The organism is Alteromonas sp. ABD4_190, from assembly GCF_056160105.1.
Genome location: NZ_JBSWWN010000001.1, coordinates 1,605,131 through 1,619,668, shown reverse-complemented (window position 1 = coordinate 1,619,668; position 14,538 = coordinate 1,605,131). Strand labels below are relative to the sequence as shown.

The window sequence follows — 14,538 nt, the reverse complement described above, 5'->3', positions numbered from 1 at the left end:
TATGCGCTGACGCTTTACGCCAAACCCAACATTGGATTTAGTTTGCTTCGTGCTTCCAAAGCCATCATATCGTCACAGCCACCAACGTGCTGATCGTCAATGAAAATTTGCGGAACAGTCCAGCCGCCGTTTGCACGTTCAATCATCTCGTCGCGCAGTTCAGGCTTAACATCTATTGGGTATTCAATAAATTCTACACCTTTTTGCGTTAGCAATGCTTTTGCACGGTGGCAGTAAGGGCAGTGGCCCTTGGTGTAAAGTTCTACTTTGCTCATAAAGGTTACCTGTTATTTAGAAACGGGAAGGCTGGCACTTTGCCACGCGTTCATTCCGCCTTTTAATACACTCACATTCGCGAAACCATCTTTAAGCATCGCATTTGCTGTACCACGAGCCTGATTACCCATAGCGCATACTACGATAATGGGTTTGTCTTTACTGTTTTCAAGTTTCTTGAAGTTTTTCTCACGCAACTCTTCAGGTTTAATTTGTCTGGCACCCAAAATATGGCCAGCTTTAAACTCTTTCGCAGGGCGTGTATCTAGCACTATCGCATCGTCTTTATTCATCAAAACCGTTGCTTCGTGCGTGCTTAATTCTTTTACTGAAGATGTCCATGCACTGATATAGCTAAATATCAACATGGCAATCAGCGCAACCCAAATACCAGCAAGAATAATATTGTTGCTAGCAAATTCTATTAGTTGATCCATTACCTCTAACCCTGTCTACAGACCATGAAAAGAGTGCAAAGTATATAGAAAAATGGGCGAGAAACCAGCTTACCTTTCAGTTAGCGAAGAGACGGACACTACGCCTTGAGCGTAAATACTTTAGATGGTTGATATTACGGATAAATTGCACTGGGCATATGGGAAGCCGTCAGATACACTGGATGTTGTTATTAATAGTGGTGGTGAAATACAGCTGGTCAGGCAGTTATCACCATTGCAAAAGTAGAGGTTTTAAGCGCACGTTATGTCAGCACGTTCATTTCTTTCAGTTATCGGATGCATAGTAGCTCTGGCTGTTATGCCAATTGGAAGTGACGCGTTAGCTCAAGACAGCGAAGCTAGTGCGCAAAGAGAAAAGTTAGCAAAGCTGCAGGCCGAACTGCGTGCGAGGCAGCAAGTGCTCGAAAACAATAAAGCCAGCGCAGAAGAGCTAAAAGCCGTACTGAAGACCTCAGAGCTAGAAATAGCAAAAGTAGCAACAGCGTTATCGACGACCGAACAAGCGCTAAAAAGCGTTAAGCAAGAAGAAGCTACGCTAAAAGAAGAGCAAGATGCATTGAAAGTTGCTATTCGCAAACAGCAATCTTTACTGGCAAGTCAACTCAAAAGTGCGTTTATGGCGGGTCACTACGACTACGCTAAGATGCTTTTTTATCAAGATGATGCGCGTACTTTTGAGCGTGTTATTACCTACTATCAATACGTGGCGAAAGCGCGCCAAAAAGAAATCGAAAGTTTTAGAAGTAATGTTGCAAGACTTGAAGAGGTAACTGCTGAGCTTAGTGAGAAAGCATCGTCGTTAGCCGCGCTCAAAGACGACCAAGAAAGCCAGCGGGCCGTGCTTATTACTCGTCAAGCGGACCGTAAAACAACGCTAAAGAAAATAAATAAAACTATTGCTTCAGAAAGTCAGCGCATTGCATCATTACGAGCCGATGAGAAAGCGCTCAGAGGTGCTATTGAAGCAGCCCGTATAGCAGCTGAACGCGCTGCGCGTGCGGCTGAGTTCAGCATGAATGGACTTGCCAAAAGAAAAGGGAAACTTCCCGCCCCCGTGAAAGGCAGAATACGTCATTTATTTGGTAGTCGCCGTCAAGGGCAAGTATCTTGGAAAGGTATTGTGATAGATGGCGCTGAGGGCGACCCCGTTAACAGTATTGCGCCAGGCCGAGTGTTGTATGCCGATTGGCTTCGAGGGTTTGGTCTAGTGGCTATTGTCGATCATGGCGATGGCTACATGAGTGTTTATGGCCACAATCAAGCGCTCCTTAAGCAAGCAGGCGATGACGTAAGCCAAGGGGAGCGCATTGCACTTGTTGGTCGAAGCGGTGGTCAGGAATATCCTAATCTTTACTTTGAAATTCGTCACAAGGGCAAGGCGCTAAACCCGAAAGCTTGGCTGGATTAGTTCGCCTCAGTCACAATATACTTTTCACAGTAACCTTTTATGTTGCCGTTTAAAGTAACATTCAGCGATTTAAGCCTTAGTTTTGTTGAAAGAACTTTCGTTATTGGTATGCTTAGCGACAAAGTGAAGTAATTCACCTAATGCGCTTAATAATAATGATTAAAAAAACGGATGTGATTTAGATGCTTCTGCGTCTGCTAATGCCTTGTATAATCTTTGTTGTATGCGGGCTTGTTAGCCCTCAAGTAAAAGCAAAGTCAGAAATAATAATAATATTAGATGACCTGGGCTACAGGCCGTCCGATGTCGCTGCTTTTTCTCTCCCTAAAGAAATTACTTTTTCTATACTTCCGCAAACGCCACTGGCTTCTAAAATTGCCTATCGTGCCGAGCTTGAGGGCAGGGCGGTTATGCTCCATATGCCTATGCAGGCACAAAATGGCAATGAAATGGGGCCGCTTGGATTAACCACGGATATGTTTGCCGGGGCTATTACTCATAATTTGCGCAAAGCGATGAAAAGTGTGCCAAACGCAGTGGGTGTCAACAACCACATGGGCAGTGCTTTCACCGGTCAGCAAGAAGGAATGGAAGCACTGTTAAAAGAGGTGAAGCGCCAAGGTCTGTTCTTTGTAGATAGCAGAACTACTGTACTAACTAAAGGTGAAGAAATTGCGCAGCGTTTGGGGGTGCCTAGCGCAAGCAGGCAGGTATTTCTGGACCACAAATTAGAGCCGTCGTTCTTGTTGAAGCAGTTTAATCAAATGAAACGCATCGCTCAAAAGAATGGTCACGTTGTAGTGATTGGTCACCCTCACCCAGAAACAATTGATTTTCTAAATACGCATTTACCCTCTCTTGAAAAAGAGGGGTTTACCCTTACTTCAGTAGCCGACCATTTTTCATACGCATCTAAAGTGGCTAAACAGTTTGGTAAAGAGCGGAGCCAGACTGCTCATCTTACTCGTGCAGATGTAAACAAAATAGGCTCTGAAATAAATGAGCAGAATACTTTTGTTAATAGTGGCTTTGTGCAAAGTACATTATCTAAAAAGGTAACTGAACGCGCGACTACAGCGCCTAACGAGTAACATCTTCGTCTTTTCCCGTACTTAATTAGTCTATTTTCATCTCGATAAGATCAAAATTTAATGTGGGAACGTTTCTCATTTTTATGAGTCTGTTATAATATAACGTCTCTGGCGAATGGTTCGCGTATATATTTTTAAGCACGGTGGTAATTAGAGTAATGACTCCAATTGACGAGAATCCAACAAAACTAGACAAACTTGGCATCTGGGTGTCGAGCTTGTGTGCGCTGCATTGCCTTGCGCTGCCTGTTTTGGTGCCTCTGTTACCGCTTATCGGTTCTAGCTTTTTTGCGCAAGTATGGTTTGAAAGAACTATTCTGACGTTCTCACTGATTGTTGGGGCGGTAGCCTTGATTAGCGGTGCCATTCGCTACCACGGCAAATATTACCCGCTAGCACTACTGTTTACTGGTGGCGCAATTTATTGGAATAAAGATATTTTTGGGCATCATTACGAGCCATTTACTATTGCGTTAGGGGCAGGACTAATTGTAGCGGGTCACTGGGTCAATATGCGCCTGTGTCGACAGTGTAAGTGCTGCAAAAATACAGTGTTCTCAGACCACCTATCTACTGATTTTAAGTAGCTATCAAAACAAAGTTTTAAGAAACGAGCCAATGGCTCGTTTTTTTGTATCTGGTGTAATACCAGTCCGCAGAGATAATTACCCACTCAGCGAGCACTTATCTATACGGATTGGTATAATTAAGAGAACATAGGCTTAAGAAAATACGTGACCTAATCAGATAGCGTATTAAGTGCTACATTTGGCAGATTAGTAAATATGCCGGTTACCCCCCACTCTTTAAGCATTAGCATATCTCTAGGTTCGTCTACCGTATAAACGAATACATCAAAACCTTCCTGCAATGCCGTTTGCACAAACTGCTTATCCACCGCGTCTAGCGCAATATTTAACGAGTAAGCGCTAAGGGCCCGCGCGCTGGCTGTGCAGTCTAGTTCGTAGCTTGCGGTTAACGCGCCAATTTTTACTTCCGGCCATAGGTGTGTAATCGCTTTAAGCCAGTGATGGTTGAATGAAGATATAAGTAGCTTGTCAGCACTTATGCTACTTTGCTTCATTGCAGCTTTAACGTCATTTACCCAGCTATCGACATCGTGTAAGTGCTTAATTTCAATGTTGCACCACTTACTACCTGGAACGCATTCAAGCGTTTCGTAAAGAGAGGGGATGCGCTCTCCATCGCCAATGTCCATTTGTTTGAGGGATTGCCAAGGCGTATCTAACAAATAACCTGTCTCGCGAGCTCTACGTGTAAGGGTTCTATCGTGAAAAACAATAATGCCGCTTTCGTGTTGATAAGTATCAAACTCAATGCCGTCGGCATCTTGCTCGAAGGCCAGCTTAAACGCTCTAAGCGTATTTTCTGGGGCGGCTTTACTAGCGCCACGGTGGGCAAAAATTAGCATCTACATTCCCTTCTCTAGTCTCAGAGTGAACATTACTTATCGTTCGCGCCGTGTAACTTATGCGTGTTGAGCGTTTCATAGACTGACGCTGACGTAATAAGAATGCCGCCTAGAAGTGCGCTTAAACCAGGCTTTTCATTTAGTAAAATGATGGCAAGAAAAACACCGTAAAGCGGCTGCATGCAGGCAATGAGTGAAAATGTCTTTGCCCGCAAGTGGCGCAAACTCGCCGCAATTAAAGCATGGGGAAGCGCGGTAAATACTGTGCCTAAAAGTAACAGCATTAGCCAAGAGCTCGTTGACGCCGAGGCTATTTCAGCACTGCCTATTGGCAGCATCAATACACTGATAACTAATGTTTGCCACGCCATAGCTTGCGCACCGCTGTAGTGCTTAAAATGCTTACGGTGAATAAGGTTTCTAAACGAATACAAGATGGCAGATGCAATACCGATAAGTACCCCAAGGGTAACGTCATTTTCCAACGACGTTTCGGGCACAATTAAATAAACACCAATGACTACCGTTAACGTAGATACAATGTCCTGCCACACCAGTCTAACTCGTTCGAAAAAAGGTTCAATAAGCACTGTAATGACAGGAAAGGTAAATAGCGCAATCATGCCCACAGATACGCCAGCATATTGCATTGCGGCAAAATAGGTAACCCAATGTAGCGCCATTAAAAGCCCTAGACCAAGAGCGACGCCATAATCTTTTCTGGAATTTAGCTTTATTTTATTTCCGGCCAGTTTCAAAAATGCCAGCAGGGCGATGCAAGCAAATACTGAACGCACCAGCGTAATGTCACTGGCACTAAGTGGTACAAGCCTAGAGAAAAGGGCTGTACCACCTAATAAAATGACCGTGAGGTGAAGCGAAATCAGGCTTTTTTTAACAGCATCCATAAACTAGCTGTCAGCGCCCTCAGATGGTGTTTCTTTTTTTGTCTCACCTGCATTGTCATCGAACTCATCGCTATTTTGCTCAGGCTCTGGTGAAGCAACGTCTTGGGAAACTATCTCATGTGCAGATATTTTTGAAGCCATAGGTTCACCTAGGCGAGTAACCATACCTGGGGCTATATCTTCAAAGTTGATCATGTCTTTTTCAAAACATACCACAATGGTAGATCCCAGTTTAAAGCGGCCAAGTTCGGCACCTTTTTCGAGGAAAACAGACGCTTCTGTGTCTTTTTCATATGACCAGTGCTGAACGTTTTTACCTGCAGGTGGCGTAACTGTGCCTGCCCAAACGGTCTCAATACTAGCCACAATAGTTGCGCCCACAAGCACCATCGCCATTTTGCCCACAGGCGTGTCGAAAAGCGCGACAACACGTTCGTTACGTGCAAATAGACCAGGTATATTTTGTGCCGTAAGCGGATTTACTGAAAACAGCTCGCCCGGCACATACAACATATCAGTAAGCGTGCCCTCAACAGGCATGTGGATTCTGTGATAATCACGAGGGGCAAGGTAAATAGTAGCAAATTTACCATTTTTAAATGGTGCTGCTACTTCAGGTTTTCCGCCTAACAATGTAGTTAAGCTAAAGTCGTGACCTTTGGCTTGAAAAATACTGTCGCTATGGATATCGCCAAACTGACTTACCGTACCATCAACGGCATGGATCAGTACGTCCTCGTTTTCATCAATGGTACGTGCTTCAGGTTTAAGCGGGCGGGTGAAGAACTTATTAAAGCTTCGGTAATGCTCGGGCTTTTCATGCAGCGCTTCAGTCATATCAACATTGTATTGTTTGATAAACAGCTTGATGAAAAAGGTGGTAACACTACCCATTTCTGCTTCTGCAAGTTTGCCTACAAGGCGTGAAAGCAGGTGCTTTGGTGTAACGTATTGTAAATTAACTTTAAGCCAATCTAACACAAAATATCTCCGTTTCTTTTATGCAAGCAATAACGCATTGCATAGATAGCGTTATTGTATAGTAAGTCGTGGTATTAAGAGTAACTTTAGGGTTATGAGTGCTTACACAAAAGCATAAGCACGTGGTTCACACCTAAAGAATAAATCGTCGAGTTAGCGACGGCTATTACGCGTAAGTAGCGCGTGTACTTCTTCGGTCGCTCCTACGGGTTTGGCGCTCCAGTGAGGTTGAAACCCGGTGGCAGTCGTTACGCCCCGGGTGGCTGACTGTGACTAGGGCGCTGCTCTTCCATGGTGGTTAATATTCTATGATAGCTATCGAAGCGTTCCGCGCTAATTTTCCCTTCCTCTACAGCTTCTCTAAGTAAGCAGCCGGGGTCATTTAAGTGCTTGCAGTCTCTGAATTTACAGCCACCCAAATAATCTCTGAACTCAATAAATCCCCATGTAATTCGTTCGGTAGGAATATGCCACAAGCCAAATTCACGTACTCCTGGAGAGTCAATTAAATCGCCACCGGCCGGCAGGTGAAGCAATTTTGCCGCCGTCGTTGTGTGCTGACCAAGCCCCGAGTTATCTGAAATATCGCCGGTTAATTCATCGGCGTCTGGCAGAACTTGGTTAATTAGGCTCGATTTGCCTACGCCGGACTGCCCTACGAAAACGCTGATATTATCATTAAGGTATTCATTAAGTTTGCTAATGCCTTCACCGGTTTTACAACTGGTAAACAGCACTTCGTAGCCTAAGTTTTCGTACGTCTTAAGCTGTTCTGTAACGGTTGTGCGTTCCTCTTCACTGAGCAGTTCTACTTTATTAAGGACAATCAGCGGCGTGATGCCTATGTCTTCACAGGCAACCAGGTAACGGTCGATAATATTCAGTGATAGGGTGGGTAATATAGCGCTAACAACAATAATGCGGTCAATATTCGCAGCGATGGGTTTAATACCGTCGTAATAATCTGGGCGAGTCAGGACAGAGTGCCTGTCTTTTACAATTTCAATAACCCCACTTACACCTGACTCAGCGTCATCCCCTTTACTAAAAAACACTTTGTCGCCACACACCACAGAATCTACCGTGCGGCGAATGTGGCAGCGAGATACTGCGCCGTTTGCGTCTTCAACATCGGCGTGTTTACCAAAGCGACCAATTACCGTACCGCTTTCTAACGTGCTTTCATCTAGGTTCGCCGCGTCTTTTGAGGCGTGCTTTTCACGCAAGCGTTTGCTTCTGTTAGCTGCCACTTGTCGTTTTTGTCGTTGTGTAAGTTTTGGTTTTTTCGCCACGATTCTTTTCTAGTTTCACGTATACTATGGTCAATAATACCGTTTGTAGGGCATGGTTGCCATGTCTGTAGCGCAAAGAGGAAAGTAATGAGTAAACACGACAGTAACCTTGTTTGGATAGACATGGAAATGACAGGGTTAGATCCTGAAACCTGTGTAGTAATGGAAATCGCGACCATTGTTACCGACGCACAGCTTAATATTTTGGCAGAAGGCCCAGTGATTGCAGTACATCAAAGCGATGAAGTGTTAGACAATATGGACGAGTGGTGCACACGCGTTCACGGAGAAAGCGGATTAACTGCGCGCTGCCGAGAAAGTAAGGTTAGCGTAGGAGAAGCATCAGCGCAGACTATTGCCTTTTTAGAGCAGTGGGTAGATGCAGGTAAATCACCACTGTGTGGAAACACCATTGGGCAAGACAGACGCTTCATGGTTAAGTACATGCCCGAGCTTGAAGCTTACTTCCACTATAGAAATATTGATGTAAGTACAATAAAAGAGCTAACGCGCCGCTGGAAGCCTGAAGTTTTAGACGGTTTCGAAAAGAAAGGCGTACATCTAGCGCTAGATGATATTCGCGAGTCTATTGAAGAAATGCGCTATTATCGAGAGAAAGTGTTTACGATTTAGGCATTCAAACATTGAGGTGCAAAAAAAGTAGAATTAAAGGTTGCGTTACCCCAAAATTTTTGTAAAATGCGCACCACTTCAAACGAAGTACCTCTTTTGTTGCGGGAATAGCTCAGTTGGTAGAGCACGACCTTGCCAAGGTCGGGGTCGCGAGTTCGAATCTCGTTTCCCGCTCCAAATTTTAAAAGCTGATAGTAAACTTTACTTTCAGTGGGCGTGAAAAGCGCGACCCCTAGTGGGCCCGCGACCGAGTGTCGGCCAGTTGGCAAATCTCGTTTCCCGCTCCAAATTTTAATCTAGGTCTCTAGATTGCCTATAAGATGCACAGCATCGACTCTATGCGGGAATAGCTCAGTTGGTAGAGCACGACCTTGCCAAGGTCGGGGTCGCGAGTTCGAATCTCGTTTCCCGCTCCAAATTTTTCAGACACCTCAAAAATTAAAACTTATCTAGTTTTTAAGTGCGACCCCTTGATGGGCCCGCGACCGAGTGTCGGCCAGATGCGAATCTCGTTTCCCGCTCCAAATTTTCAAACATCACGAAAATCTAAATATTTGCAGATGTATTGATGTGATCCCTTGATGGGCCCGCGACCGAGTGTCGGCCATCGCTTCACAAAGCACTCAAATTAGTTTTTGCTACAAACCATAACCTCTTATTTTACTGAAAAGCACCGTGCATACTTGCTCAAGAATCGGCAAGTCGTCAGCGCTGAAAAATGGTTTAGAACCTAATTAATTAAATACATAAGGTGACCTAATTAACTGCGTATTCTTAAATTTATACGAAAGTATAAATTTGTGTGCGCTTATTGCTTCAGCGCCGATTCTGTCTGTCTTTACGCACCGTTGTGAATCCTTATTCATGACTCTTTGCACCTTCCTAGTGCGGTGCCGCCTTGATTTCAACCTGGTTCTCAATAAATCTACATTTTACGAGCTCTTTTGCACATTAAATGTGCATTCGAAAGCCGTTAGTTAAGTCTTTTTGAATATTAAATAGATTTTAGTGGGTAAATATGCATAATGCGCCGTTTTTTAGCGGTAGTTTCACTGTTTACTTGCTTTTTGATAGGCACACCATTTGCAAAATGCATTATGTAAAACGCAAATTGTAAACATATAAAAATAACCATCGCTTTTAGACTCCTCTAAAGTGCCGTAAAGAGCACTCTGGAACGAAAAAGTATATTTGGAGAAACACACATGGCTTTTGATTCATCAAAGCAAAACAAGCTTACTGTACTTGCGTGTGCAGTAGCATCTGCACTGGCATTAAGTGCAACTGCAGTTCAGGCTCAGGAAGAAGCCGCTATTGACGAAAAGGATGTAGAAAAAGTAGTGGTCACTGGTTCTCGTATAGCGCGAGATCCTAACCTAGCATCTCCTTCACCTGTTCAGGCAATTTCAGAAGAAGATATTCAGCTATCAGGTGAATTCTCTGTCACTGATGTAATCAACGACATCCCTGCATTGTTTTCATCTACAACAGCGGAAAGCTCTATAGACTCAGCGTTTGCAGACGGTGCGAATATCCTGAACCTGCGTGGTTTAGGTTCAAATCGTACCTTAACACTAGTAAATGGTCGTCGCCATGTGGGCGGTGTTGCCGGTTCTGCAGCGGTAGATGTGGGTTCAATCCCAGTTAAACTGATTAAGTCTGTAGAAGTGCTTACCGGCGGTGCTTCTGCCGTTTATGGTGCCGATGCGGTAACGGGTGTAGTTAACTTCATTTTGCAAGATGACTATGAAGGTTTTGAATTTGATGTAAATACGGGCATTTCGTCTGAAGGCGATGGCGAGCAAATTAGTATGTCTGCGTTGTATGGTGAAAACTTTGACAACGACAGAGGTAATTTTGCAATAAATATTGAGTATCAAAACGATGAAGGCGTGCGGGTAAGTGAAAGAGATAATGGTTTGATCATTGGCTCTGCGCGAGATTGGACTAACCCCGCGTTGCGATTCCAACAAGGCGATATTGGGGCTAGTACACCAAACTTGGCGCAATACTATAACTACGACAATACCGGCCTATTCAATTTCGGTTTAAGCATTCCATCTCAGGATGCGTTCATTCAAAACTACGTAGATACTTTTGGAACCCAGCCGAATTTAACTTCAGAAGAGCTAGCGCTGTTCAACCGCGCGGCCACAGCAAATCCTCGTGCAGTTCTTCCTTACCGCACTTTCCCATTCACTTCAGGTTATGGCTACATCATACCGGGTAACCCTTATACGTTTGAGGGGTTTGATCCTGCGACTAATATCGACCTTGATGGTAATGGAACGCCAGACTGTCTTGACTCATTTTCTGGATATAACAGCTCGTTTGGTGCCGCGTCATTCGGCGCACTAGGTGGTTGCTGGAACGTGCTAGAAGATGGTTCTTACAGACCTATTCAAGATGGTTTAGTGTCAGGTAACTTTGAAGGCTTCGGTGGTGATTCTTATAACACCATTCAGCAGCAGCGTGGCTATCTAATTACGCCGAACGACAAAATTGCGTTAAACCTGTTGGGTCATTATGACCTTACTGACACAAGCACCGTGTTTGGTGAGTTTAAGTACGTTGTTCAGACAACCGAAAATGAAAGCCAGCCTTCTTCATACTGGGACCTTTTATTTGGTGCTGCAGATAATCCTTACTTGCCTTCTTTCATTCAGCCGTTGGCGAACGAAATAGGTGGTGTTGCCATTACGGCTGACCCCATTGGCATTGGTCAAGGTAAAATCGAGAACGAGCGTAGAACCCTACGTGGTGTTATTGGGCTAGAAGGCTTCCTAGAAAACGACTGGCAGTATAACCTTGCGTTAAATTACGGAAGATTCGAGTTTGAGCAAGAAGGCACAGAAAATATTGTTGTAGTAGACCGTTTCTTCTCTGCAATCGACGCGGTAACAGACCCTGCAACGGGAGAGGCAACCTGTCGTGTGAACTTAGACGCAGATACCCCTCAAGTTACTACCGCATTTAATATCCCAGTATATGACCCAGGCTACTTTTCATTTACTCCAGGTGACGGCAGCTGTGTACCTTTAAATATTTGGGCCGGCGCAGGCGGAATTTCTCAAGAAGCGGTTGATTGGGTAACGCAAGATAGCCGTAGTAAAACTACCATCGAACAGTTCGTGGTGAGTGGTTCACTATCTGGTGATTCATCTGACTACTTTGAGCTTCCGTATGGTCCGATATTCTTTGCTCTAGGCGGGGAGTATAGAAAAGAAAAATCAGAAGCGACCTTCGATAATTGGCAACTTGGTATTATTCCTGAGGGTTCACAGTACCAAGCTGGAACATTTATCTCTGACTATTCGTCTAATAACTCACTGGTATTCCAGCCGTCTATTAAAACGGCAAATGAAACCGGTGACTTTGATGTAAGTGAAGTATTTGTTGAAGTCTCTATTCCTCTAATTGAAGGCGAGATGCTTGCTGAAGAACTTACGTTAGATTTGGCTGCGCGCTATTCTGATTACTCTACAATTGGAGACACAACGACGTGGCGTGCAAACTTAATGTATGCGCCTTACGAAGATCTTATGATCCGCTTGTCACAGTCACAGGCTGTTCGAGCCCCCAACATTACAGAGCTTTTCGGTCCTGAAGTGGGTACAACATTCCGTCCTACTGACCCTTGTAATGCTAGTGTAATTGCAGGTATCCGTGGTAATGACCCGGCAGCAGCAGATCAGATACAAGCCAACTGCGTGGCAGACTTCCAGTCAATTGGTTATAACCCGTTTAACGAAGCTGGCGAGTATGTTTACACCGATCCACTTTCAGCCGCATTCCCTGGCGTAACTGGTGGTAACCCAGAACTACAGGAAGAAACAGCCGATACGACAACAGTGGGTTTCGTATATCAAGCAAGCTGGTTAGAAGGCTTATCACTAACAGCCGACTATTGGAGCATTGAGATTGAATCGGCGATCAGCTCTGTGAGCTCTGACGACATCGTAAACGGATGTTACATTGGTGAAACCTTGAACGAAAATTTCTGTTCTCTATTCACCCGTAATACCGATGAAAACTCTCCGCAGTTTGCTGGTCTAAACTTCTTACGTTCTACCGATGTTAACTTCGCTCGTCTAGAAACGTCGGGCGTAGATTTCAGTGTTGGCTATGACTTTGATATTGATGACCATACATTTTTAACCAAAATCTCTGGAACCAAGGTGAACGAGATTGACCAGTTTACTAACCCGAATGACCTTACCGAAGTTAACCCAGAGCTTGGTGAAGTAAATCGCCCTGAATGGGCTGGCAACTTTACCGTGACGTGGAAGTGGCAGGATCTGCAAATCGGTTGGCAAACTCAGTACATGGATGAGCAGTTAGTTGCATTTGTTGAAATCGAAGAATACGAGCGTGGTGATTATGATGACTCGGTCGTAATGGATGAGTTTTTCCAACACGACATCAACTTCTCATATGTATTAACCGATACGGTTAAAATGTATGGGGGTATTAAGAACGTGACTAACGAAGAACCTTTCTTGACGAACTTTGCTTATCCAGCGAGTGCCCGAGGAAGATTTTACTTTGTAGGGTTTGACATGCAACTTAACTAAGCGCTTACAATCCTAATAAAAGCAGCTCAATCGAGCTGCTTTTTTGTTTTTGTTATAAACCTTGTTGCAACGTAAGTAAGTTACTATTATCTTGCTAAGTATAAACTGGTCTAACCAGATAGGCGTGCGCTAAACATAAGGTTGATCATAGAACAACGCGTTAGTGTACTGATTCTTCATCCATGGGTTTAACCTCATATAAGATTAGCGTGAAAACTATGTCAAAAAACTACGTACTCAATACCTATAATAAATTCCTTAAACTGCCCTTTGGCAAAAAACTGTTTAGCTGGTACTCAGCGCGCAGAGCGCCTTACTTTTCTACCGTTTCACCGCTTATTACTGACATTAAACCTAACTATTGTGAAGTGCTCATTAAAAAGCGTAAAGGGGTTGAAAACCACATCGGCACGGTTCATGTTATTGCGATTTGTAATGGCTTAGAAATGGCCATGGGCTTTATGTGCGAAGCATCAATCCCTAAAAACCTTAGGTGGATCCCAAAGGGCATGGAAGTGAAATATCCTGCAAAAGCAGACTCAGACATTCGCTGTGTTGCCGAAGTTCCCGTGGATGCGTGGAAGCCGGGAGATTTACCCATTTCGGTTAAAGCGTATAACGCAGAAGGGACCGTGGTTGTAGATGGCACTATTACTGTTTGGGTAAGCGAAAAACGCTAAACAATATTTTGCTATTTGAAGGTCGCTTTTGCGGCCTTTTTTATGCCTAGTCACCGTTGCAATATTAAGTTTTTACGACATGCCTATTTCTAATTGACAGCATTCAAAAACACATCTAAGAATAGACTGGTAAGCGATTAAGGCGCTATATCGGAAGTCTATTTCATTCAACTATTAGCTGGCAGCCCTCTACTTATGTAATACGAGGGGCCGCAATGAAAGAGGTTAAGATGTCTGTAATCACAAAAGAACAAGTCACAAGAAAACCCTTCGCAGATAAGAAGAACTATCCCTACGGCTTCGCACGCTCTGGTGATTTTTCAATTAATGAAAGTAAGCTTCTTCAGGCTCATGGTAGTTTGTTCGCTGCACTAGTGGACGGGAAAATTACGCCAGAGAATGATGAAGAACAAGCCTATTTGGAATCGGCTCTTGGTCATCGTGACCCTGCAACACCGCAAGAGAAAGCGTGGTTGAAATACCAAGCCAGAATAAACCGTCCAAAAACAGCAAGTATTTATGGCTCTAAGCGCCCGGCTGCAGAAGAAGTTGACGATGATGAAGATATAAGCGATAACAGTGACATTGATATTGATCTAGACGATTAAGCTTATGCCTTTATGCACGTTAGTGGATAAAGGCGCATCGTTTTCACTCTTAAACTTTATTGTTCACACTGTTAATTTTGTGTAAACAATCATCCTATTTCCTGTCAAAATAAACCTTCAGTCGAAATATCCATCCTATTTATTGCGAATATTGGGATATATATCTCACTTTTACGCAATTTGGTGTTTTATCTTCC

At 44.0% G+C, this 14,538-nt stretch carries 13 protein-coding genes and 2 tRNA genes; 9 read left to right on the top strand and 6 right to left on the bottom strand.

The features are described 5' to 3' along the window. Positions 1-14 precede the first annotated feature (14 nt). Positions 15-275 carry a glutaredoxin 3 gene (gene grxC / locus ACXAFM_RS07175; RefSeq protein ID WP_474833988.1) on the bottom strand — a complete coding sequence of 87 codons (261 nt, stop codon included), beginning with the start codon at positions 273-275 and terminating at the stop codon, positions 15-17. A 12-nt stretch (positions 276-287) separates the two neighbouring features. Further along, complete coding sequence (locus ACXAFM_RS07170; protein ID WP_474828164.1) at positions 288-713, bottom strand: rhodanese-like domain-containing protein; 426 nt, start codon at positions 711-713, stop codon at positions 288-290. A gap of 265 nt (positions 714-978) precedes the next feature. Between ACXAFM_RS07170 and ACXAFM_RS07165 the strand changes: the two genes are divergently transcribed. The 3 genes from ACXAFM_RS07165 to ACXAFM_RS07155 all read left to right on the top strand — a co-directional run bounded on the left by ACXAFM_RS07165 (position 979) and on the right by ACXAFM_RS07155 (position 3,820). Continuing rightward, positions 979-2,142: a murein hydrolase activator EnvC family protein gene (locus ACXAFM_RS07165; RefSeq protein ID WP_474828162.1), complete on the top strand. Its 1,164-nt coding sequence runs from the start codon at positions 979-981 to the stop codon at positions 2,140-2,142. A gap of 182 nt (positions 2,143-2,324) precedes the next feature. Continuing rightward, positions 2,325-3,233 (top strand): divergent polysaccharide deacetylase family protein, encoded by a 909-nt coding sequence (locus ACXAFM_RS07160; protein ID WP_474828160.1) that lies wholly within the window; start codon positions 2,325-2,327, stop codon positions 3,231-3,233. Between the two features lie 158 nt (positions 3,234-3,391). Further along, a complete protein-coding gene (locus tag ACXAFM_RS07155) occupies positions 3,392-3,820 on the top strand; it encodes a MerC domain-containing protein (protein ID WP_474828158.1) in 429 nt (142 codons plus the stop codon). Between the two features lie 152 nt (positions 3,821-3,972). On the opposite strand, the gene ACXAFM_RS07150 is transcribed toward ACXAFM_RS07155, so the two are convergent. The 4 genes from ACXAFM_RS07150 to rsgA form a co-directional block, all read right to left on the bottom strand. Further along, on the bottom strand, positions 3,973-4,665 hold the full coding sequence (locus ACXAFM_RS07150; RefSeq protein ID WP_474833986.1) for a glycerophosphodiester phosphodiesterase: 693 nt from the start codon (positions 4,663-4,665) through the stop codon (positions 3,973-3,975). Between the two features lie 32 nt (positions 4,666-4,697). Beyond that, positions 4,698-5,573: a DMT family transporter gene (locus tag ACXAFM_RS07145; RefSeq protein WP_474833984.1), complete on the bottom strand. Its 876-nt coding sequence runs from the start codon at positions 5,571-5,573 to the stop codon at positions 4,698-4,700. Between the two features lie 3 nt (positions 5,574-5,576). After that, entirely contained in the window at positions 5,577-6,554 is a 978-nt protein-coding gene (gene asd, locus ACXAFM_RS07140; RefSeq protein ID WP_474833982.1) for an archaetidylserine decarboxylase, read from the bottom strand. Positions 6,555-6,802: 248 nt separating this feature from the next. Next, entirely contained in the window at positions 6,803-7,846 is a 1,044-nt protein-coding gene (gene rsgA / locus ACXAFM_RS07135; protein WP_474833980.1) for a small ribosomal subunit biogenesis GTPase RsgA, read from the bottom strand. Positions 7,847-7,933: 87 nt separating this feature from the next. Between rsgA and orn the strand changes: the two genes are divergently transcribed. The 6 genes from orn (at position 7,934) to ACXAFM_RS07105 (ending at position 14,341) form a co-directional block, all read left to right on the top strand. Then, complete coding sequence (gene orn / locus ACXAFM_RS07130) at positions 7,934-8,479, top strand: oligoribonuclease (RefSeq protein ID WP_474833978.1); 546 nt, start codon at positions 7,934-7,936, stop codon at positions 8,477-8,479. 101 nt (positions 8,480-8,580) lie between these two features. Then, positions 8,581-8,656, top strand: a tRNA-Gly gene (locus ACXAFM_RS07125). Positions 8,657-8,819: 163 nt separating this feature from the next. Beyond that, positions 8,820-8,895, top strand: a tRNA-Gly gene (locus ACXAFM_RS07120). 789 nt (positions 8,896-9,684) lie between these two features. Further along, positions 9,685-13,053: a TonB-dependent receptor domain-containing protein gene (locus ACXAFM_RS07115; protein ID WP_474833976.1), complete on the top strand. Its 3,369-nt coding sequence runs from the start codon at positions 9,685-9,687 to the stop codon at positions 13,051-13,053. A 218-nt stretch (positions 13,054-13,271) separates the two neighbouring features. Next, positions 13,272-13,733, top strand: a complete 462-nt coding sequence (locus ACXAFM_RS07110) for a hotdog fold domain-containing protein (RefSeq protein WP_474833974.1) — start codon at positions 13,272-13,274, stop codon at positions 13,731-13,733. A gap of 215 nt (positions 13,734-13,948) precedes the next feature. Beyond that, the gene (locus tag ACXAFM_RS07105) at positions 13,949-14,341 is read left to right on the top strand and encodes a MaoP family protein (RefSeq protein WP_474833973.1); all 393 of its coding nucleotides are present in this window, start codon (positions 13,949-13,951) and stop codon (positions 14,339-14,341) included. Positions 14,342-14,538: the final 197 nt, after the last annotated feature.

Bases quoted from the DNA above. Each gene is read 5' to 3' on its own strand.
- grxC (WP_474833988.1), bottom strand. From the start codon at position 275: ATGAGCAAAGTAGAACTTTACACCAAGGGCCACTGCCCTTACTGCCAC.
- ACXAFM_RS07170 (WP_474828164.1), bottom strand. From the start codon at position 713: ATGGATCAACTAATAGAATTTGCTAGCAACAATATTATTCTTGCTGGT.
- ACXAFM_RS07165 (WP_474828162.1), top strand. From the start codon at position 979: ATGTCAGCACGTTCATTTCTTTCAGTTATCGGATGCATAGTAGCTCTG.
- ACXAFM_RS07160 (WP_474828160.1), top strand. From the start codon at position 2,325: ATGCTTCTGCGTCTGCTAATGCCTTGTATAATCTTTGTTGTATGCGGG.
- ACXAFM_RS07155 (WP_474828158.1), top strand. From the start codon at position 3,392: ATGACTCCAATTGACGAGAATCCAACAAAACTAGACAAACTTGGCATC.
- ACXAFM_RS07150 (WP_474833986.1), bottom strand. From the start codon at position 4,665: ATGCTAATTTTTGCCCACCGTGGCGCTAGTAAAGCCGCCCCAGAAAAT.
- ACXAFM_RS07145 (WP_474833984.1), bottom strand. From the start codon at position 5,573: ATGGATGCTGTTAAAAAAAGCCTGATTTCGCTTCACCTCACGGTCATT.
- orn (WP_474833978.1), top strand. From the start codon at position 7,934: ATGAGTAAACACGACAGTAACCTTGTTTGGATAGACATGGAAATGACA.
- ACXAFM_RS07115 (WP_474833976.1), top strand. From the start codon at position 9,685: ATGGCTTTTGATTCATCAAAGCAAAACAAGCTTACTGTACTTGCGTGT.
- ACXAFM_RS07110 (WP_474833974.1), top strand. From the start codon at position 13,272: ATGTCAAAAAACTACGTACTCAATACCTATAATAAATTCCTTAAACTG.
- ACXAFM_RS07105 (WP_474833973.1), top strand. From the start codon at position 13,949: ATGAAAGAGGTTAAGATGTCTGTAATCACAAAAGAACAAGTCACAAGA.